General features: G+C 62.5%; 13 protein-coding genes, 2 tRNA genes and 3 rRNA genes. 6 read left to right on the top strand and 12 right to left on the bottom strand.

All coding sequences use genetic code 11. The features are described from left to right. The first annotated feature begins 5 nt into the window (after positions 1 to 5). Positions 6 to 887: a LysR family transcriptional regulator gene (locus tag ABL838_RS01105; RefSeq protein ID WP_418118698.1), complete on the top strand. Its 882-nt coding sequence runs from the start codon at positions 6 to 8 to the stop codon at positions 885 to 887. A gap of 10 nt (positions 888 to 897) precedes the next feature. Here ABL838_RS01105 and ABL838_RS01100 read toward each other — a convergent pair whose 3' ends face one another. The 5 genes from ABL838_RS01100 to ABL838_RS01080 all read right to left on the bottom strand — a co-directional run bounded on the left by ABL838_RS01100 (position 898) and on the right by ABL838_RS01080 (position 8302). Then, on the bottom strand, positions 898 to 1890 hold the full coding sequence (locus ABL838_RS01100) for a tripartite tricarboxylate transporter substrate binding protein (RefSeq protein ID WP_418118697.1): 993 nt from the start codon (positions 1888 to 1890) through the stop codon (positions 898 to 900). Beyond that, positions 1880 to 2716, bottom strand: a complete 837-nt coding sequence (locus ABL838_RS01095) for an amidohydrolase family protein (RefSeq protein ID WP_418123719.1) — start codon at positions 2714 to 2716, stop codon at positions 1880 to 1882. Before ABL838_RS01095 ends, ABL838_RS01100 begins: the two co-directional genes overlap by 11 nt. 130 nt (positions 2717 to 2846) lie before the next feature. Next, on the bottom strand, positions 2847 to 4052 hold the full coding sequence (locus ABL838_RS01090) for a nucleoside hydrolase (RefSeq protein ID WP_418123717.1): 1206 nt from the start codon (positions 4050 to 4052) through the stop codon (positions 2847 to 2849). 207 nt (positions 4053 to 4259) lie between these two features. Next, positions 4260 to 5885 carry a S41 family peptidase gene (locus ABL838_RS01085; RefSeq protein ID WP_418123715.1) on the bottom strand — a complete coding sequence of 542 codons (1626 nt, stop codon included), beginning with the start codon at positions 5883 to 5885 and terminating at the stop codon, positions 4260 to 4262. A gap of 92 nt (positions 5886 to 5977) precedes the next feature. Beyond that, positions 5978 to 8302, bottom strand: a complete 2325-nt coding sequence (locus ABL838_RS01080) for an ATP-binding protein (protein WP_369660087.1) — start codon at positions 8300 to 8302, stop codon at positions 5978 to 5980. A 116-nt stretch (positions 8303 to 8418) separates the two neighbouring features. On the opposite strand from ABL838_RS01080, the gene ABL838_RS01075 reads away from it, so the two are divergent. The 3 genes from ABL838_RS01075 (at position 8419) to ABL838_RS01065 (ending at position 11909) form a co-directional block, all read left to right on the top strand. After that, entirely contained in the window at positions 8419 to 9618 is a 1200-nt protein-coding gene (locus ABL838_RS01075; RefSeq protein ID WP_418123713.1) for a threonine ammonia-lyase, read from the top strand. Between the two features lie 119 nt (positions 9619 to 9737). Continuing rightward, positions 9738 to 9890, top strand: coding sequence for a hypothetical protein (locus tag ABL838_RS01070; RefSeq protein WP_165909630.1), 153 nt, complete (start codon positions 9738 to 9740; stop codon positions 9888 to 9890). A 153-nt stretch (positions 9891 to 10043) separates the two neighbouring features. After that, positions 10044 to 11909 (top strand): phosphoenolpyruvate carboxykinase (GTP), encoded by a 1866-nt coding sequence (locus ABL838_RS01065; protein WP_418123711.1) that lies wholly within the window; start codon positions 10044 to 10046, stop codon positions 11907 to 11909. Between the two features lie 339 nt (positions 11910 to 12248). Here the strand turns inward: ABL838_RS01065 and rrf are convergent. The 6 genes from rrf to ABL838_RS01035 form a co-directional block, all read right to left on the bottom strand. Continuing rightward, positions 12249 to 12361: ribosomal RNA gene (gene rrf / locus ABL838_RS01060) — 5S ribosomal RNA — on the bottom strand. A 128-nt stretch (positions 12362 to 12489) separates the two neighbouring features. Then, a 23S ribosomal RNA gene (locus ABL838_RS01055) occupies positions 12490 to 15360 on the bottom strand. Positions 15361 to 15676: 316 nt separating this feature from the next. Then, positions 15677 to 15752: transfer RNA gene (locus ABL838_RS01050), tRNA-Ala, on the bottom strand. Positions 15753 to 15781: 29 nt separating this feature from the next. Next, positions 15782 to 15858 (bottom strand) — tRNA-Ile (locus tag ABL838_RS01045). Positions 15859 to 15937: 79 nt separating this feature from the next. Then, positions 15938 to 17472, bottom strand: a 16S ribosomal RNA gene (locus ABL838_RS01040). Together the 16S, 23S and 5S rRNA genes with 2 tRNA genes alongside form the textbook arrangement of a ribosomal RNA operon. 711 nt (positions 17473 to 18183) lie before the next feature. Beyond that, positions 18184 to 18726, bottom strand: a complete 543-nt coding sequence (locus tag ABL838_RS01035) for a hypothetical protein (RefSeq protein ID WP_126020473.1) — start codon at positions 18724 to 18726, stop codon at positions 18184 to 18186. Between the two features lie 121 nt (positions 18727 to 18847). On the opposite strand from ABL838_RS01035, the gene ABL838_RS01030 reads away from it, so the two are divergent. After that, on the top strand, positions 18848 to 19828 hold the full coding sequence (locus ABL838_RS01030; protein WP_184638823.1) for a LysR family transcriptional regulator: 981 nt from the start codon (positions 18848 to 18850) through the stop codon (positions 19826 to 19828). Between the two features lie 24 nt (positions 19829 to 19852). On the opposite strand, the gene ABL838_RS01025 is transcribed toward ABL838_RS01030, so the two are convergent. Beyond that, a complete protein-coding gene (locus ABL838_RS01025; protein ID WP_165909565.1) occupies positions 19853 to 20026 on the bottom strand; it encodes a hypothetical protein in 174 nt (57 codons plus the stop codon). Positions 20027 to 20151: 125 nt separating this feature from the next. On the opposite strand from ABL838_RS01025, the gene ABL838_RS01020 reads away from it, so the two are divergent. Next, positions 20152 to 20979: a metallophosphoesterase gene (locus ABL838_RS01020; RefSeq protein ID WP_369660092.1), complete on the top strand. Its 828-nt coding sequence runs from the start codon at positions 20152 to 20154 to the stop codon at positions 20977 to 20979. Positions 20980 to 21017 lie beyond the last annotated feature (38 nt).

Genomic DNA, 21017 nt, shown 5'->3' with positions numbered 1-21017 from the left:
CCGCCGTGGACACCCGCCAGATGCGCTGCGTCGTCGCGATCGCCGAGGCGGGCAGCCTCACCAAGGCGGCCGAGCGGCTGGGCCTGGCGCAGCCGGCGCTCACGCAGACGCTGAACCGGCTCGAGAAGGAGCTCGGCACGCCGCTCTTCACGCGCACGCGCCGCGGCGCCCTGCTCACCGATGCGGGCCGGGCCGTCATCGACGACCTGCGCGCCAGCCTGGCCTATGGCGATGCGGCCACCGAGCGTGCCCGCGCGATGGGCGCGGGCCGCGCGGGACGGCTCACGATCGGCTTCGTCACGCATGCGGTGTACGAGGTGCTGCCGAACGCGCTGCGCCGGCTGCGCGCCGAGCATCCGCAGCTCGACGTGGTGCTGCGCGAGATGAGCAACGCCGAGCAGGTGGCGGCGCTGGAAGGCGGGCGCATCGACATCGCGCTGCTGCATCCGCCGGTGTCGGTCACGGCGCGGGTGCACGAGCTGCGGCTGGGCGAGGAGCCGCTGATCGCCGCGCTGCCCGCCGCGTGGCCCTTGGATGCGGACGGCTGCGTGTCGCTCGCCGATGTCGCGCGGCACGGCCTGGTGTGGTTCCCGGAGCAGCAGATTCCCGCCCTGCGCGCACAGCTGCTGGGCGCGCTGCGCCGCGCCGGCCACGAGACGCGGGTGGTGCAGGACGCCAATCGCACGCTGACGGTGCTGGCCTGCGTGGCGGCCGGGCTGGGCTGGTCGCTGCTGCCGCGCTCGGTGCGCGCGCTGCGGCACGAAGGCGTGCGCTACGCCGAGGTGCGCGACGGCGCGGGGCTGCCGGCCTTCGAGCTTTCGGCGCTGTGGCTGGCGCGCTCTCGGCCCACCTTCGCCGACGCGTTCGCGGCCATGCTGCGCGGCTGAGGCTGCGGCCTCAATCGAGCTGGATCTTGTTGTCCTTCGCGAGCTTGGTCCACTTGGCGATCTCGGCGCGGCGAAAGCTGTCGAGCTCGGCGGGGCTGGAGCCGATCACCTCGGCGCCCAGCGCTTCGAGCCGGCTGCGCACTTCCGGGTCCTTGAGCGCGGCGGCGAATTCCTTCGACAGGCGCTCCGCCAACGGCGCGGGCGTGCCGGCCGGCACGAACACCGCGTTCCATTCGTAGACCTCGTAGCCGGGCAGTCCGGCCTCGGCCACGGTGGGCAGCTGCGGCAGCGCGGGCGCATGCGCCTTGCCGGTCACGGCCAGCGGGCGCAGCTTGCCGTCCTTGATGAAGGGCATGCTCGAAGCCAGGCTGGCGAAGAACACCGGCACATGCCCCGACATCACGTCGGTGAGCGCCGGGCCGCCGCCCTTGTAGGCCACGTGCGTCATCTGCACGCCCGCCATCGATGCGAACAGTTCGCCCGCGAGGTGCTGCGCCGAGCCGTTGCCCGAAGACGCGTAGTTGATGCCGCCCGGCTTCGCCTTGGCCTGGGCGATCAGGTCGGCAACGCTCTTGAACGGCGCCGACGGGTTCACCACCAGCACGTTGGGCACCTTCACCAGCAGCGACACCGGCGCCAGTTCGCGCAGCGTGTCAAAGGGCATCTTGCGCAGCGCCGGGTTCTGCGCATGGTTGGAGGCGTCGAGCAGCACGGTGTAGCCGTCGGGCGCGCTCTTGGCCACGAGGTCGCCGCCGATGGCGCCACCCGCGCCGCCGCGGTTGTCGATCACCACCGGCTGGCCCAGCTTCGCCGAGAGCCTGGGCGCCACGATGCGCGCCACCGCGTCGACCGTACCGCCCGGCGGATAGCTCACGACCAGCCGCACGGGCTTGGACGGCCACGCCTGGGCATGCGCACCCAGGCTGCCCATCAGCAGGGCTGCGCCGGCGAGCGCGAGCGGAACGGCGCGCAAGAGCCGCGCGCGGGTGATTTCATTGGTCATCTCTGATGTCTCCTGTCTTGAACTTGAAAAGCAGCGCCGGCGTGTCGACCAGGATGCGTCGGCGCACGGCGGCGTCGGGCACCCAGCCGGCGAGCGTCGCGTGGGCGGTTGTGTAGTCGGCGATCTCGCGGTGCTGGGTGTGGGGCCAGTCGCTGCCCCACATCAGCCGCTCGGGGCCGAAGGCTTTCAGCAGCGCCTGCGCGGCGTCATGCGCGCAGGCATCGGTGGACGCGGGCCAGTTGCGGTAGGCGGCCGAGAGCTTGACCCAGATGCGCCCGCAGTCCGCGGCGCCGAGCAGCCAGGCGAAGCCTTCATCGTCGGCGGGCGCCGATGCGGGCCGGCCGAAATGGTCGACGACCAACGCGCATCCGGCATCGAGCACAGGCTGCGCGGCCAGCGCGAGGTCGCGCGACTCGCGATGCAGCTCCACATGCCAGCCCAGCGCATTCACGCGGGTGAAGAGCCGTTGCCAATCGGGCCGGGCGAGATCGGGCAGCGGCATGCCCACGATATTGAGGCGGATGCCGACGACGCCGGCTTCGGCCATGGCCTGCAGCGTGGCGTCGTCCACCAGCGGATCGACCACCGCGACGCCGCGCAGGCGGGCGGGGGCCGCGCGCAGCGCGTCGATCAGGAAGCCGTTGTCGGTGCCGAGGAAGCTGGGCTGCACCAGCACCCCGTGCGAGACGCCGTGCGCATCGAGCAGCGAGAGGTACTCGGCCAGCGTCGCCTCGTAGTCAGGCGCGTGCCGGCGCGTCGCCGCCAGGGGCAGGCCACGCGCGAACACGTGGGCGTGGCTGTCGATGGCGGTGATGGGGGAAGGCACGGCGGCGGCGTCTCTGTCGGAATCGTTGTGCGTCCGCGGAGAAGCGGACGTGGGCGAGTATCCGAAGGACGGCGCCTGCCGGGAACGGGTCTCCCGGTTGCGTTTGGATAAGCGCGGCTTATGACGCCGCTCAGTTCGACGTCAAGGGCAACACCACGGGCACGGGCCGCGTGAGCAGGTCGACGTAGAGCTCGAAGAAGCGCGCGTTGTCGAACTTCTTCACCACCGTCATCTTCTGCAGCATCGGCCCCGCGGGCTGCGAGGAATAGCCGATGGAGCGGCCGTTGTCCGCCGCGCCCGGCTTGGCGATGACGTCGACGTAGCGGTCCACCGTCTGCGTGGCGTAGCTCGGGTCGATCAGGTAGGCCAGCGTGAGCGTGTCCCAGATGTTCTGCGTGTAGTTCGGGTTGGTCTCGAAGCCGTTCTTGCCGTCGAAGCCGTAGCCGTTGAGCTTCTGGAACACGTCGGTCACGGCCGTGGGCTTGGCCGGGTGCGCAATGCGGTCGTAGATGGGCTTGGTGAGGAACACGGTGTCGGTCACGTCCAGCGGCACCACGACCTGCGGGATCGGCAGCCGCACCACGAACTGCGCCGCGTCGGGGTCGAACCACCAGTTGAACTCGGCCGCCTTGGTGGTGTTGCCGGGCACGTCGATGGCGCCGCCCATGTAGATGATCTTCTTGATGAGCGGGACGATCTCGGGGTTCTGCTTCACCGCGAGCGCGATGTTGGTGAGCGGGCCGATGGCCAGGATGGTGATCTCGCCGGGGTTGGCCTTCACGGTGTCGACGATGAAGTCGACAGCCGTCTTGCGCTGCAGCACCGTGTGCTTCGCGAAGCCGTCGGGCGAGGGCTTGAGGTCGGCATCGGTCCTGGGCTCGGGGCCGCCCCAGGCGCCGAGGTAGCCATCGCCGCCGGCACCGGCGGCCATCTCGGCCTCGACGTCGGCAAAGGTGTGGTTCAGCGCGTAGTTCGCGCCCGAGTAGATGCCGATGCGGTCGCCCACGCCCAGGCGCTCCACCGACATCAGCGCGTCGGCCACGCCCTGCTTGAGCCACTGGTTGCCCGAGACCACGCTGATGCCCATGACCCGCACCTTGCCCTCGGCCTGCAGCTGCGCGGCCATCACGCCGAGCTGGCCATCGTCGCTCATGGTGTTGTAGTCGCTGTCGATGATGATCTTCTGCGGACCGGCGCTGCCGCCGCCCGATCCACCACCGCCCCCAGCGCCCCAGCCCGGACCGAGGCCGATGCCCGAGCCTCCGTTCCCGCCGCCTCCGCAGCCCGCCAACGTCGTGATGACGGCGATCAACATCGCCCCGATCCATTTGCGCATCGTGTCTCTCCTGGTACTAGGAAGTTGGTTCTCAAGCCGGCCAAGTCCTGCCGCTCCGAGATACAAACGTTTGCGCAAAGCTTTGCGCAAACGTTTCACCCACTCTACGGCGCGAGCGACGGGGGTGGCAAGCGCCAGCGCTAGGGGTTTTCCGCGAGCCGAAGGAGGCCCTGGCAGCGCTCAGAACTGCTCGGGCGGCGCGGTGTCTCAGGCCGGATCGGGCACGCCGACCAGGCGGTTCTCGCGCAGCGGCGAGCGGCCTCGCAGATAGGGCTGCTCCGCTTCAGGCTCGGTCGCCTTCTCCAGGCCCTGCACGGTCGTCTTGGCGGAGACGGGACAGGAGCCCGAGCTGCGCAGCGCGAGCGCGGCAGCGAGCCGCGCCTCGGCCTTGTCGCCGAGCTGGTGATTGAAGTCGTCGGCCACGACACAGCCGGCATTGGGCGCCATGCCGTCGCCGTAGTCGCCCTCGCCCTTCTGGTTCACCCCCTTGAACTGGATCGCGAAGTAGGTGGTGCCGCAGTTGTCCTGCGGATAGAAGCCATAGGGCTTGCCGCAGGTGGTGCCGCCGACGAGGTTGACGGTGACACCCACGCCACGCAGGCTGTTGACGACCGACTCGCTCGCCGAGCAGGTGTCGGGACCGGTGAGCACGGTCACGCGCGAGAGGCCCAGCGTGGGCAGCGCCTGGCCGCTGCGGCTGGTGGCCGTGAAGGGCGTGAGCGTCTGCGCGACCGTGAGGTGGAACGGGTTCTTGTCGTTGAAGACCAGTTGCTCGAAGGTCTTGCCGGCTGTCACCGACGGCGACGCGATCATGTAGGCCAGCCGGCTGGCGATGAGCAACTGGCCGCCGCCGTTGTAGCGCATGTCGAGCACCAGGTCCTGGATGCCGGCGCCCTGCTTGAAGGTGTTCACCGCATTGATGAGCTGCGTCTCGGACGTGGTGATGTGGTCGTTGAACAGCAGATAGCCCACGCGGCCGCTGCCGGTGTCGATGACCTGCACGTTCTGCACCGGCGTGCTGGTGATCTTCGCGGCCGTCAGTTGCACCGGCGACTGCGCGACGCCGTTCACCTCGAAGGTGAAGGTGTGCGATTCGCCGATGGCCTTGGGCGAAAGCGCCCCGTTGATCGCGTTGACGTTGGCCGTGCCGGTGCTGCTGACGACGTTGATGCCGTCGATGGTGAGGATCTTCGCGCCGCGCAGCAGGCCAGCATTGGTGGCGGGCGAGTTCGGCTCGACGAAGGCGATGCGGATGTCACGCGGCGGCGAGCTGCGTATCGCGGCCGTCTCCATGCCGTAGCCGGCGGAGACGCCGCCCTGCGTGAGCTGGCGATACGCCTCGGTGTCGTAGGTGAAGTGGAAGCGGTCCTTGGCGCGGCCCGAGGGCGTGGTGGCCGTCGTCTTGAGCACGTTGAACCAGGTGATGGGCGTGGCGTAGTCGGCGGCCTTGAGGGTGGTGGGCACTTCGCCGTACCAGAGGTAGGTTTCGTCGATCCAGCCGCGCACCCAGCTTTTTTCATTGTCGAGCGTGCCGCCGCGGTCGGGATAGGCCGCATTGGTGTCCGGGTTGATGCCGCTGCGCGGCGATGCGCACAGTCCCGCGACAGTGGCCGAGGCGACGATGCCGTCGCCGCTGCTCGGGGGAGTTGTTGCCGGTGGTGTCGTGGCGCCGGGGATCAGGCCGATCGGCAAGCCACCGCCGCCGCCGCCGCCTCCTCCACCGCCACCGCAGCCCGCCAGAAGGAACGCGGCAGCGAGCGCCGCGCCGGCGGCAGCCCATGCACCTGGAAGCGGCAGCCGCCGCGCGTCGTCGACCTTGCGAGATCCCACCATGCGCTCCTCCTCGTGCCCGCGATGGCGGGCGGATGTTTTCGTTCTGCGCGGCGACGGCCGCCCGCGCCTTCGGCTTGCCGCTGGAGCCTGAGCTACTGCACGAAGCCCATGCCGCGCGATTCGCGCACTTCGGGCTTGATGCGGTGCTCGGCTTCGAGCTGGTCCAGGAACTCGCTAGCGGAGAACTCCGTGGCCAGGATATCGGTCTGCCTTTTCACCGCCGCGAAATCGCCCGGGCACAACTGCCCCAGCGCTGCGAGGCGCGAACGCATGGCAGCCGTCATGAGCTCGGCGTCGCCCGCGAGCGCCTCGGTGACGAACATGCGCTCGCGCTGCGCCGCGGTGAGCGGCATGAACTTGATCTTGAAGGTGAAGCGCCGCAGCGCCGCCTGGTCGAGCCGGTCGAGCAGGTTGGTGGTGCAGACGAAGACGCCGTTGAAGCGCTCCATGCCCTGCAGCATCTCGTTGACCTCGGTGACCTCGTAGGTGCGCTGCGCACCGCGCCGGTCCTGCAGGAAGCTGTCGGCCTCGTCGAGCAGCAGCACCGCCTTCTCGGTCTCGGCCTCGCGGAACATGGCGGCCATGTTCTGCTCGGTTTCGCCGACGTACTTGCTCATGAGGTCGCTGGCCTGCTTCACGATGAGCGGGCGGCCGATCGAGCGGGCGATGTGCTCGGCCAGCGCCGTCTTGCCGGTGCCCGGCGCGCCGTAGAAGCACAGCGTGCCGTGGCCACGCGCCTTCAGCGCCTCGACGATGCGCGGGATCTCGAAGCGGGTCTCGACGTTGAGCATGTCGAGGTCGTAGGTGGTGACGCTGCGGCGTTCACCGCGCGCGGCATCGGCGGTGCCGAGGGCGAGGTCGGCATTGCGCAACTGGCGTTCGATGAGCGCTTCCATCGAGGCGCCTTCGGCGCCAGCCAGTCCGGCGAAGCGCACCGCCGTACGGATCTGCGCGGGCGTGAGGCCCTTGCGCTCCGCGAGCTTGGCGGTGAAGGCTTCGGACACGACCACGCCTTCGAGCGTCTTCTTCACGAGCTGCTCGCGCGCGCCGGGCGGCGGCGACTTGAGCTCGAGGTGATAGGCGAAGCGCCGGCGGAAGGCCGGGTCGATCTGCTCGATGCGGTTGGTGACCCACAGCGTGGGCACCGGGTTGGCCTCCAGGATCTGGTTGACCCAGGCCTTGCCGCTCACGCTGCCGCTGGTGGGCGCGGGAATCTGCTCGGCGCGTGCCATGAACTGCGCGGCCTCGGTGCTGATGGGCGGGAACACGTCCTCGACCTCGTCGAACAGCAGCGCCGCCTGTGCGCTGCCCTTGAGGAACACCTGCGCGATCTGCAGAGAGCGGTAGCGGTCGCGGCCGCTGAGCGAGTTGCCGTCGCGGTCCGCGTACTCGACTTCGAAGAGCTCGAGCCCGGCGGCCTGCGCCACGACCTTCGCGAGCTCGGTCTTTCCGGTGCCTGGCGGGCCGTAGAGCAACACATTGACGCCCGGCTCCTTGCGCGCGACGGCGGCACGCAGCAGCGTGACGAGCATCTGCGCGTCTTCCTGCACGAAGGAGAAGTCCTGCGGCGTGAGCGCGCTCTTGGCCGAGGGACGCGTGAACACGGCCATCAGCTCGTTGTGGTCGCGGTACTCGCGCATGAGCACCGGCGGCAGCTTCTCGCTGACCTTCATGAGGTCGGCGAGGTCGGTGATGTTGTGCTCGGAGATGAGGTTCTCGACGAGCCCGATGCGCTCGAGCCGCGAACCGGCGCGCAGTGCCTCGCCCACGTCGCTCGCGTTCACGCCGGCGATGTCGGCGATGGCGGCATAGGCCTCGGGCGCGTTGTTGACCTTGAACTCGACCAGCAGCGAGCGCAGGTCGCGCTGGTAGCGCGCGAGCGTGCCGTACAGCAGCAGCGCACGCTCGGCCTTGTTGAGCTGCAGCAGGCCCGCGAGCGCGTCGATGTTCTTCTCGACCAGCGTCGATTGCTTGCGCAGCGCGTGCGTGAGCCAGTCGCGCGTGACGGCCAGCACCGAAAGCAGGTCCTTGGGCTGGTCCTTCGCGTATTCGTCGAGATAGAAGAAGAGCGTGCCTTCCTCGTACGGCCCCCGCCACACGCCGTGACGCTCCAGCAGCGTGCGACCGTCGAAGTCTTCGACGCCCTTCCAGGCTTCGTTGCCGGCACAGCGTCGACCGAGGAATTCGCGCAGCCGCTGCAGTACCGCGGCAGGCCACACGAGATGCCGCCCGGTGAGCGAGAGCAGCCCGTTGATATCGCGCCGCACGTTGAAGCGCGGCCCCTGCTTGGCTGCGAGCGTGAGCACGAAGTGCGAGCACATGAGCTCGAGCACCGGTGCCTCCTTGAGTCCGGGCGACGGCAATGCCTGCCCGCGTACCGCAGCAGCCACGACATCGACACCCGCACGCTTGACCATCAGGCAACCTCCAACGAGGACAATTTCGGAGAGACCATAACGCAGACTTTTGGCTTCGGGAAGACCGTGAAACGGGAAAAACCCTGATGGGTGCGATTCCAGCCACAATGCGCGCCATGGTCGGAATCCAGGAAATCGAACGCGCCGCGGCGCGGCTCCAGGGGCAGGTGCTCAACACGCCTTGCGTAGAGTCGCGCACCCTTTCGGAAATCGTCGGCGCTCAGGTGTTCCTGAAATTCGAGAACCTGCAGTTCACATCCTCGTTCAAGGAGCGGGGGGCATGCAACAAGCTGGTGGATCTTTCCGAGAACGGTACACGCGGAGTGATCGCCATGTCTGCCGGCAACCATGCGCAGGGTGTGGCCTATCACGCGCAACGCCTCGGCCTGCGGGCGCTGATCGTGATGCCGCGGTTCACCCCAGGCGTGAAGATCGAACGCACGCGCGGCTTCGGCGCCGAGGTGGTGCTGCACGGCGACACGCTGGAAGCGGCGCGCACCCATGCTTTCGAGCTTGCGCAGCGCGAGGGGCTGACCTTCGTGCATCCCTACGACGACGAGGCGATCATCGCCGGCCAGGGCACCGTGGCGCTGGAGATGCTCGACGCCGTTCCCGATCTCGACGCGCTGGTGGTGTCGGTCGGTGGCGGCGGGCTGATCGCGGGCATGGCAGTGGCCGCGCGCGAACGCAAGCCGGACATCGAGATCGTCGGCGTGCAGACCACGCGCTTTCCGGCGATGGTCAACGCCGTCAAGGGTACCCACCATGCGCAGGGCTCGAGCACCATCGCCGAAGGCATCGCGGTCGGTACACCCGGTGTGCTGACGCAGCAGATCATCTCGAGCAAGGTCGACGACCTGCTGCTGGTGGATGAAGGCGACATCGAACAGGGCGTGCTGATGCTGCTGGAGATTGAAAAGACCCTGGTCGAGGGTGCGGGTGCCGCCGGGCTGGCGGCGCTGATACGGCACCCCGAGCGCTTCCGGGGCAAGCGCGTGGGCCTGGTGCTGTCGGGTGGCAACATCGATCCGCTGCTGCTGGCGGCCATCATCGAGCGCGGCATGGTTCGGGCGGGGCGGCTGGCGCGCATACGGGTGAGCGCACGCGACGTGCCGGGCTCGCTGGCCCACATCACGGCCACTGTGGCCGAAGCGGGCGCTAACGTCGACGAGGTTCATCACCAACGCGCCTTCACCATGCTGGCGGCGCAGAACGTCGATGTCGAGCTGGTCCTGCAGACCCGTGGACGGGCCCACCTGGCCAGCGTGCTGTCCGCGCTGAAGGACGCCGGCTTCGAGGCCGAAGAGCAGCATTGAGCTGCAAGATCAAGCCCGCAGGGCGCTGTTTGGGGGCTCGCATCCCCCTAGAACGGCTCCGGACGGCCCGCCGGTAAAATGCCATCAGTTTGTCAATTGCGTATTCGAGGAATTTCCCGATGTCCAATCCCACTCCCGTCGAGCCGAGCCACAGCGCGGCCGTCGAACATGACGCTGTCGAGTCGGTCGTTCACCTGATGCCGCTGGTGCTTCCGCTGGCTGGCGGCGTGCTGATGCTGCTGCTGGCATCCATCGCCGTCTACATGGCCTGACGCTGACAGGCGTTAGCGCCTTTGTCCGCGGGCGGTGCGGCCCGCGCTGACGCAATCTCCCGAAGCGAAACGTTTTCTCAAACGGACCTCCGTGCCTGAGCTGGCGCGGCGTCCCGTTCGGAAAGACGATTTTTCAACTTAGGAGATTTTCCGATGAACGCACCCACGATGAAGGGCCTCACCATTCAGGCGCCCTCATACGTCAAGAACGCGAAACTGATTGCCTGGGTGGCCGACATGGCCGCGCTGTGCAAACCCGAAGCCATCCACTGGTGCGACGGAAGCAAGGAAGAGTACGACCGCCTGTGCCAGCAACTGGTCGACGCCGGCACCTTCAAGAAGCTCAACCCCGCCAAGCGGCCCAATTCCTTCCTCGCGGTGTCCGACCCGAGCGACGTCGCGCGCGTGGAAGACCGCACCTACATCTGCTCCGAGCAGAAGGAAAACGCCGGCCCCACCAACAACTGGATGGCTCCCGCCGAGATGCGCGCGACCCTGCAGCCGCTGTTCGACGGCTGCATGAAGGGCCGAACGATGTACGTCGTGCCATTCAGCATGGGCCCTCTGGGTTCGCCGATCGCGCACATCGGCATCGAGCTTTCCGACTCGCCCTACGTGGCGGTCAACATGCGCATCATGACCCGCATGGGCAAGGCCGTTTACGACGTGCTGGGCGCCGACGGCGAGTTCGTGCCCTGCGTGCACACCGTGGGCGCGCCGCTCGAGGCCGGTCAGAAAGACGTGGTCTGGCCGTGCAACAAGACCAAGTACATCGTCCACTATCCCGAGACGCGCGAGATCTGGAGCTATGGCTCGGGCTACGGCGGCAACGCGCTGCTGGGTAAGAAGTGCTTCGCGCTGCGCATCGCATCCAACATGGGCCGCGACGAAGGCTGGCTGGCCGAGCACATGCTCATCCTGGGTGTGACGAGCCCTGAAGGCAAGAAGTACCACGTGGCGGCGGCTTTCCCCAGCGCCTGCGGCAAGACCAACTTCTCGATGCTGGTGCCGCCGGCGGGCTTCGAAGGCTGGAAGGTCACGACCATCGGCGACGACATCGCCTGGATCAAGCCTGGCAAGGACAGTCGCCTGTACGCCATCAACCCCGAAGCGGGTTACTTCGGTGTCGCGCCCGGCACCAACATGCTGACCAATCCGAACTGCATGGACAGCTTGCACCACGACGTGATCTTCACGAACGTGGCGCTGACCGACGACGGCGACGTGTGGTGGGAGGGCATGGAGCAGGACACCAAGACGCTGCCTGAGCACCTGACTGACTGGCAGGGCAAAGACTGGACGCCGCAGATTGCGAAGGAAACAGGCGCCAAGGCTGCGCATCCGAATTCGCGATTCACGGTGGCTGCGACGAACAATCCGGCGCTCGACGATGCCTGGGACGATCCGAAGGGTGTGGCGATCGACGCGTTCATTTTCGGTGGCCGCCGCTCGACCACCGTGCCGCTGGTGACCGAGGCTCGCAACTGGGTCGAAGGCGTCTACATGGCTGCGACCATGGGTTCGGAAACCACTGCAGCAGCGGCTGGCCAGCAAGGCGTGGTGCGCCGCGACCCGTTCGCTATGCTGCCGTTCATGGGCTACAACATGAGCGACTACTTCCAGCATTGGCTCAATCTGGGCAAGAAGCTGGAAGCTGCTGGCGCCAAGCTGCCGAAGATCTACACGACCAACTGGTTCCGCAAGGGCGCCGATGGCAAGTTCGTCTGGCCAGGCTATGGCGAGAACATGCGCGTGCTGAAGTGGATGATCGATCGTGTCGAAGGTAACAAGACAGAAGGCGTGGATCACATCACTGGTGTGAGCCCGCGGTATGAGGATCTGAATTGGACTGGCTTGAACTTCAGTGCCGAGCAGTTCGCTACCGTGACGAGCATCGACAAGGCTGCTTGGCAGGCTGAGTTGAAGCTGCATGCGGAACTGTTCAAACAGCTTGAGCATCATCTGCCGAAGGAGCTGCCGGAGACGAAGGCTGCGATTGAACAGCGCCTGGCTGCCTGATAGCAGACTGCTTTAAAAGCAAAAAGCCCGATGGGATGCCATCGGGCTTTTTTTGTTGTCGCTCAACTCGCAATTAAGAGACTCAGACTTGCAGATCCCAACCTTTGCGGAATTAGTTGCTATGGGCGCAGCTGAAGCGAGTCAAACGGATCTGTGCAACCGGTAGCTGGGAGCGCTCCTGCGCTTGTGGCTCTTCTGGGCTCTGTCTTGGTTTTTGCTGCCCAGCGCTATTTCCATCTCTTCGCAGGCTCTGCTTTTCTTGTCTATTGATTTGTCTTTGTCTCGCGCAAAGCAAAAACCCCCGATCGCGATGGACCGGGGGTTTTTGGGGCTGTAAGAGCCTGACGATGACCTACTTTCACACGGGAACCCGCACTATCATCGGCGCTGAGTCGTTTCACTGTCCTGTTCGGGATGGGAAGGAGTGGGACCAACTCGCTATGGTCATCAGGCATAAAGGGTTGTCTGGTTGATCACGCGATCAATCAGACGAATTCATAGAGTTTGGAATCAGCTTTTGGCGAATTGTTTTGAATGCGTCAACTTGGCATAACACCTTGATCTGACTGATCAAAGTTATAGGGTCAAGCCGCACGAGCAATTAGTATCAGTTAGCTTAACGCATTACTGCGCTTCCACACCTGACCTATCAACGTCCTGGTCTTGAACGACTCTTCAGGGGGCTCAAGGCCCCGGCAGATCTCATCTTGAAACGAGTTTCCCGCTTAGATGCTTTCAGCGGTTATCTCTTCCACACTTAGCTACTCGGCAATGCCACTGGCGTGACAACCGATACACCAGAGGTGTGTCCACTCCGGTCCTCTCGTACTAGGAGCAGGCTTCCTCAAATCTGCAGCGCCCACGGAAGATAGGGACCAAACTGTCTCACGACGTTTTAAACCCAGCTCACGTACCTCTTTAAATGGCGAACAGCCATACCCTTGGGACCGGCTACAGCCCCAGGATGAGATGAGCCGACATCGAGGTGCCAAACACCGCCGTCGATATGAACTCTTGGGCGGTATCAGCCTGTTATCCCCAGAGTACCTTTTATCCGTTGAGCGATGGCCCTTCCATACAGAACCACCGGATCACTATGTCCTGCTTTCGCATCTGCTCGACTTGTCAGTCTCGCAGTTAAGCACGCTTATGCCATTGCACTATCGTCACGATGTCCGACCGTAACTAGCGTACCTTCGAACTCCTCCGTTACGCTTTGGGAGGAGACCGCCCCAGTCAAACTGCCTACCATGCACTGTCCCCGATCCAGATAATGGACCTAGGTTAGAACCTCAAACACACCAGGGTGGTATTTCAACGTTGGCTCCACAAGATCTAGCGACCCTGCTTCAAAGCCTCCCACCTATCCTACACAGATCTGTTCAAAGTCCAATACAAAGCTACAGTAAAGGTTCATGGGGTCTTTCCGTCTTTCCGCGGGGAGATTGCATCATCACAAACATTTCAACTTCGCTGAGTCTCAGGAGGAGACAGTGTGGCCATCGTTACGCCATTCGTGCAGGTCGGAACTTACCCGACAAGGAATTTCGCTACCTTAGGACCGTTATAGTTACGGCCGCCGTTTACTGGGACTTCAATCAAGAGCTTGCACCCCATCATTTAATCTTCCAGCACCGGGCAGGCGTCACACCCTATACGTCCACTTTCGTGTTTGCAGAGTGCTGTGTTTTTAATAAACAGTCGCAGCCACCGATTTTTTGCAACCCGTTCATGCTCCGTTGTTCACTTCACACTAATAGGGCACACCTTCTTCCGAAGTTACGGTGTCAATTTGCCGAGTTCCTTCTCCTGAGTTCTCTCAAGCGCCTTAGAATACTCATCTCGCGCACCAGTGTCGGTTTGCGGTACGGTCGTGTGTAGCTGAAGCTTAGTGGCTTTTCCTGGAACCTCGTTCAATCACTTCACCAGCAAGCTGGCTCGATCGTTGGCCTCGGTATATGTGCACCGGATTTGCCTAATGCACGCCTACATCCAACTAAACCGGGATATCCAACACCCGGATGACCTATTAAGATCCGTCCCCACATCGCACTACACATCGGTACAGGAATATTGACCTGTTTCCCATCAGCTACGCATCTCTGCCTCGCCTTAGGGGCCGACTCACTCTACGCCGATGAACGTTGCGTAGAAAACCTTGCGCTTACGGCGAGGGGGCTTTTCACCCCCTTTAACGCTACTCATGTCAGCATTCGCACTTCTGATACCTCCAGCACGCTTTACAACGCACCTTCACAGGCTTACAGAACGCTCTCCTACCACTTGCAATAAATTGCAAATCCGCAGCTTCGGTAACTGGCTTAGCCCCGTTACATCTTCCGCGCAGGACGACTCGATCAGTGAGCTATTACGCTTTCTTTAAATGATGGCTGCTTCTAAGCCAACATCCTGACTGTTTTAGCCTTCCCACTTCGTTTCCCACTTAGCCAATTTTAGGGACCTTAGCTGGCGGTCTGGGTTGTTTCCCTCTTGAGTCCGGACGTTAGCACCCGGTGCTCTGTCTCCCAAGCTGTACTCTTCGGTATTCGGAGTTTGCCTTGGTTTGGTAAGTCGCCATGACCCCCTAGCCAAAACAGTGCTCTACCCCCGAAGGTAATACTTGAGGCACTACCTAAATAGTTTTCGGAGAGAACCAGCTATTTCCAAGTTTGTTTAGCCTTTCACCCCTATCCACAGCTCATCCGCTAGTTTTGCAACACTAGTCGGTTCGGACCTCCAGTACCTGTTACGGCACCTTCATCCTGGCCATGGATAGATCACTTGGTTTCGGGTCTACACCCAGCGACTGATCGCCCTATTCGGACTCGATTTCTCTACGGCTTCCCTATTCGGTTAACCTTGCCACTGAATGTAAGTCGCTGACCCATTATACAAAAGGTACGCAGTCACCCTTGCGGGCTCCTACTTTTTGTAAGCACGCGGTTTCAGGATCTATTTCACTCCCCTCCCGGGGTTCTTTTCGCCTTTCCCTCACGGTACTAGTTCACTATCGGTCAATGATGAGTATTTAGCCTTGGAGGATGGTCCCCCCATATTCAGACAGGATTTCTCGTGTCCCGCCCTACTTGTCGTTAGCTCAGTACCACACAGGTCATTTCACGTACGGGGCTATCACCCGCTATGGCCAGCCTTTCCAAGCTGTTCCGTTATGTCTTGTGCTATCACTAACAGGCTTCTCCGATTTCGCTCGCCACTACTTTCGGAATCTCGGTTGATGTCTTTTCCTCGAGCTACTGAGATGTTTCAGTTCACCCGGTTCGCCTCGTTACCCTATGTATTCAGATAACGATACCTTTCGGTGGGTTTCCCCATTCGGAAATCTCCGGATCAAAGCTAATTTGCCAGCTCCCCGAAGCTTATCGCAGGCTATCACGTCCTTCGTCGCCTATCATTGCCAAGGCATCCACCACGTGCTCTTATTCACTTGACCCTATAACTTTGACGTTTCCTCACGGAAACCAAAGTCAATCAAGGAATTGCCAGGTCTTTCACCTGACGCGTTATGCCGTCTTCAAAAATCGATTTGATTCGAAATTGAAGTTTCTTTTGACGCAATCAAAAATTCTTGCCGCTGATGGCACGGTCCGCACTAAACCTTTACGAATGTGCGGTTTCCATCAGCAGCGCTGATTCGACTCTATGAATTTTTAAAGAACAGCCGATTGATCAAGAGATCCTGATCAACAACAAAGAAGCCTCATGCTTTCGCAGGAAGCCGCTTTGGTGTTGAGTAAGCATCGAGTTGTTGGTGGAGGATGACGGGATCGAACCGACGACCCCCTGCTTGCAAAGCAGGTGCTCTCCCAGCTGAGCTAATCCCCCTCAACTCTCACACGAGATATCAGAAGATTTGGTGGGTCTAGTTGGGCTCGAACCAACGACCCCCGCCTTATCAAGACGGTGCTCTAACCAGCTGAGCTACAGACCCATATCGATGACCTTGACGATCTCGACTTCTTCCAACAACCGATAAGTGTGGGCGTTTAAATTAAATTGCCTGTTTCCAGAAAGGAGGTGATCCAGCCGCACCTTCCGATACGGCTACCTTGTTACGACTTCACCCCAGTCACGAACCCTGCCGTGGTAATCGCCCTCCTTACGGTTAAGCTAACTACTTCTGGCAGAACCCGCTCCCATGGTGTGACGGGCGGTGTGTACAAGACCCGGGAACGTATTCACCGTGACATTCTGATCCACGATTACTAGCGATTCCGACTTCACGCAGTCGAGTTGCAGACTGCGATCCGGACTACGACTGGTTTTATGGGATTAGCTCCCCCTCGCGGGTTGGCAACCCTTTGTACCAGCCATTGTATGACGTGTGTAGCCCCACCTATAAGGGCCATGAGGACTTGACGTCATCCCCACCTTCCTCCGGTTTGTCACCGGCAGTCTCATTAGAGTGCCCAACTGAATGTAGCAACTAATGACAAGGGTTGCGCTCGTTGCGGGACTTAACCCAACATCTCACGACACGAGCTGACGACAGCCATGCAGCACCTGTGTTACGGCTCTCTTTCGAGCACTAAGCCATCTCTGGCAAATTCCGTACATGTCAAAGGTGGGTAAGGTTTTTCGCGTTGCATCGAATTAAACCACATCATCCACCGCTTGTGCGGGTCCCCGTCAATTCCTTTGAGTTTCAACCTTGCGGCCGTACTCCCCAGGCGGTCAACTTCACGCGTTAGCTTCGTTACTGAGTCAGTGAAGACCCAACAACCAGTTGACATCGTTTAGGGCGTGGACTACCAGGGTATCTAATCCTGTTTGCTCCCCACGCTTTCGTGCATGAGCGTCAGTACAGGCCCAGGGGATTGCCTTCGCCATCGGTGTTCCTCCGCATATCTACGCATTTCACTGCTACACGCGGAATTCCATCCCCCTCTGCCGTACTCCAGCAATGCAGTCACAGATGCAGTTCCCAGGTTGAGCCCGGGGATTTCACAACTGTCTTACATCACCGCCTGCGCACGCTTTACGCCCAGTAATTCCGATTAACGCTTGCACCCTACGTATTACCGCGGCTGCTGGCACGTAGTTAGCCGGTGCTTATTCTTACGGTACCGTCATTAGCCCTCTTTATTAGAAAGAGCCGTTTCGTTCCGTACAAAAGCAGTTTACAACCCGAAGGCCTTCATCCTGCACGCGGCATGGCTGGATCAGGCTTGCGCCCATTGTCCAAAATTCCCCACTGCTGCCTCCCGTAGGAGTCTGGGCCGTGTCTCAGTCCCAGTGTGGCTGGTCGTCCTCTCAGACCAGCTACAGATCGAAGGCTTGGTGAGCCTTTACCTCACCAACTACCTAATCTGCCATCGGCCGCTCCATTCGCGCAAGGTCTTGCGATCCCCTGCTTTCATCCGTAGATCGTATGCGGTATTAGCACAGCTTTCGCTGCGTTATCCCCCACGATTGGGCACGTTCCGATGTATTACTCACCCGTTCGCCACTCGCCGCCAGGATTGCTCCCGCGCTGCCGTTCGACTTGCATGTGTAAGGCATGCCGCCAGCGTTCAATCTGAGCCAGGATCAAACTCTATAGTTCGATCTTGATTTTTGCGCCCCATCTCGCGATGGAGCAAAACTCACAAAAACGGAATTGAAGTGAACTTCACTTCTATTCTCATGAGCGTTTTAAGTCTTGCGACTTGTTCCGAAGAACTTGTGCAATTACCTTCAAACGCCCACGCTTATCGGCTGTAATTTTTTAACGATCACCGAAGCAACTTGTCGTTTACTTCGTTTGCTTGCTGCGATCAGCGAAGCCTTGTAGTCTAGCACGATTTTTAAAGAATCGCCAAACTTTTTTCGCTTTCCATTTCTTCGTTATTCGCAGCTCACAACTTTCATTGTCAGCCGCCGAAGTCATTTCAGCGGAGCCTTGCAGTCTAGCACGATTTTTTCAAATCAACCAAACTATTTTGGCTTTTCGCATCCGCCAACTTCTCTCGCAACCCGCAACTCTCATCGCAAGTCGCTGAAGCAGTTCGTTTCAGCGAAGCCTTCGATTATGCACTGTTTTTTCAAACCGCGTCAACTTTTTCGAAGACTTTTCTTCACCCCGTCCAACCAGCCCCTAAGAACCTGCCAGACCCGAACACCAGGAGGCATTCAGCAGCGAAGCCCACGAGTATATGACAGATTTTGAGACTCTGTCTACTCCTTCGCACTTTTTGCGCAGCGGCTGTGCGCCTCCCCCTCATAAATAAAGAAAGCCGCCCGAAGGCGGCTTTCTTTATTGGCGAATCGCTGCTGCTTAGTAGTAGCGCGAACTGTTCATGCGGCGCATCGCTTCGTACAGCGTGGGCATGCGCACTTCCTGCGAGCGGGCGCTCATGCGGGCCAGTGCATCGATCTTGGCGGCTTCGGCTGCGGGCACGGTGCCTTCCGATTGCTGGCGCCACATGGCGGCCTGCAGTTCCTGCATCACGCGCGGGTCGCTTTGAGCGGTGGCGAGGAAGCGGGCGTCGGCACGCGCTGCGGCACGGCGTTCGGCAGCTGCGCGCCACGCGGCGGCGAGGCTGCTCTGGCGGACCGAGCCGGCGAACAGCGCGAACAAGGCGATGGCTGCAATGCAGAACACCGTCCAGGCAGCAAGCAGGCCGCCGTCGTTCCAGTTGGAAACGAGCGACTCGGTCACCACAAGGACGGCCGCCGCGATGGCGACGATCAACAGGGCGATCAGCGGGCGGGCGCCATTGGCGCCTGCGCGTGCGGCCTGGATCTGGCCGAACAGAACTTCGGCGCGACGGACGCCGGGGTGGACGGTAGGTTGGTCAACGTGAACGAAGCTGGTCATGATGCATCCCTCCTGGGACATTGGTAATCAGTGGTGGCGAACAAGGCCGATGGGGTGATATTAGGGATTACCCCAGTGTTTATCCACTTTATCTTTCTGATGTTTATCATTCACAAGACTGATGGACGTCAACTTTCGCACGCTCGACCTCAACCTGCTCCGCGTCTTCGACGAGGTGATGGCCGAACGCAACCTCACGCGAGCCGCTCGCAACCTGTCGATCACGCAGCCGGCGGTAAGCAATGCGCTGCGACGCCTGCGCGAAGTCCTGGGCGACGAGCTGGTGCGCCGCTCCGGCGCAGGCGTCGAGCCCACCCCTCGTGCGCTCGCCCTCTGGCCGACCGTGCGGGACGCCCTGCGCCAGTTGCAGCACACGCTGGCCCCCGGCGAATTCGATGCCGGCACGGCCGACACGACATTCCTCTTGGCGATGGCCGATGCCACCGCGGCGGAGCTCATCCCGGGCCTGGTCCAGATCGCCGAAAAGGAAGCTCCGGCCATTTCCCTGCGCGTGCTGCCGCTGACCACGCGCGATCCGCGCCGCATGCTGGAACAGGAAGAGGTCGACATGGCGGTCGGCTACTTCCCGGCGGTGATCGCGAGCCTCGCGGCGCGGGGGCAGTCGGGGGTGGGGGTTCCGTTCGAGACCCAGCGGCTCTACCTGGGCCAATATGTATGCGTGATGCGGCGGGGCCATCCGCTGGCGGATGCGCCCCTCACGCTGGACGACTACTGTGCCGCCCGCCACCTGCTGGTGAGTTTCTCGGGCCGGCCCTACGGCTTCATCGACCAGACGCTGGGCGCCATGGGCCGCGAGCGGCGCATCGTGGTGACGGTGAACCAGTTCTTCACCGCAGGCAGGGTGGTCGCCAATTCGGATCTGCTGACCGTGCTGCCCCGCCACTTCGTGACCGTGACCGGCATCGACGACCAGCTGGTACTGCGTGACCTGCCCTTCGACCAGCCGCCAGTACACGTGGACGCGATCTGGCATCGGCGCGCCCAGCACGGGCATTCTCACGAATGGCTGCGAAATGCGCTGTTGCGCTCGGCAGCCGCGGCTTTCGCCGGCTCGGTCCTCGGACAAAAGGTGCCCGACTGACCTGTTGCGCTATCTATATGTGGATCAGCGGACGACGCTGAGCCAGGCGCTGGCTGCGGCACGCAGCTCCTGGGCGTGATGGGCTCCGCGGCCGGCGCGCATGTCGGCGCTTTCCATCAGTGCGGCGGCGTGGCTGGCCGGGGCATTGGCGCTGGAAGAACGGAAGAAACGGGCCACTTGGGCGATGAGGCTGAACATGATGGTGCGCGGCTCGTGGCTGCGCTGGAGTGGTTGATGCTCCAAGAATAAGGGTTAACCCTAAAATATCAAGCCAAACCTTATGCGTGTCACGCATGGGGCAATTCACCTAGACTGGCTCGACCATGAAGCTGCAACTGCTGTCCGACCTGCACCTGGAGTCCCATCCCCGCTTCCGAGCCGAGCCCCTGCCCGGCGCCGACATGCTGATCCTGGCGGGCGACATCGGCTCCTACCAGCAGGGCTCCCGCCTGACCGACACCGACTTCGGCCTGGGCCGCTTCTCCCCCCGCAAGGGCTGGCCGGTGCCGGTGATCTACGTGCCGGGCAACCATGAATACGACAACGTCGACTTCGACGAGACCCACCAGCGCCTGCGCGCCCTCTGCGACGAGCTCAACATCATCTGGCTGGAGCGCGAAACCCGGGTAATCGAAGGCGTCCGCTTCGTCGGCACCACGCTCTGGGCCGATTTCGACGCGCTCGCCGAGCCGACAGACAGCCTCGCCGAAGCACTCAAGAAGCGCGGCAAGGCCATGCGCGCGGCCGATTTCTATCTTGAAAAAGCAGCCACCATGCGTAACGGCGAGCTGTTCCTCGCCGCGCAGCTGCGCGACCAGGGGCTGGCCTGCCAGGACTGGCTCAAGCAGGCGCTGGCCGAGCCATTCGACGGGACCACGGTCGCCATCACCCACTTCGCGCCCAGCCTCGAGAGCGGCGATCCGCGCTACGGATTGACACCCGGCACCGCAGGTTTTTGCAACGCGCTCGACGAGTTGCTGCCCCATGCACAGCTCTGGCTGCACGGCCACCTGCACTGCCCGTCCGACTACGTGAAGAACGGCTGCCGCGTGGTTGCCAACCCCCTGGGCTACGCGCGCAACGGCGAACAGGAAGGCTACAAGCCCCAGCTGCTGATCGAAGTGCCCGGCGCCCGGCACCAGCAGCGGTAACGGCCGGCAACGCGTTCGCCGCCATGGCTGTGTAGACT

It is taken from the genome of Variovorax sp. 160MFSha2.1 (genome assembly GCF_048305075.1).
Classification (GTDB): Bacteria; Pseudomonadota; Gammaproteobacteria; order Burkholderiales; family Burkholderiaceae_C; genus Variovorax; species Variovorax guangxiensis.
This window is presented reverse-complemented; position numbering and strand designations above follow the sequence as displayed.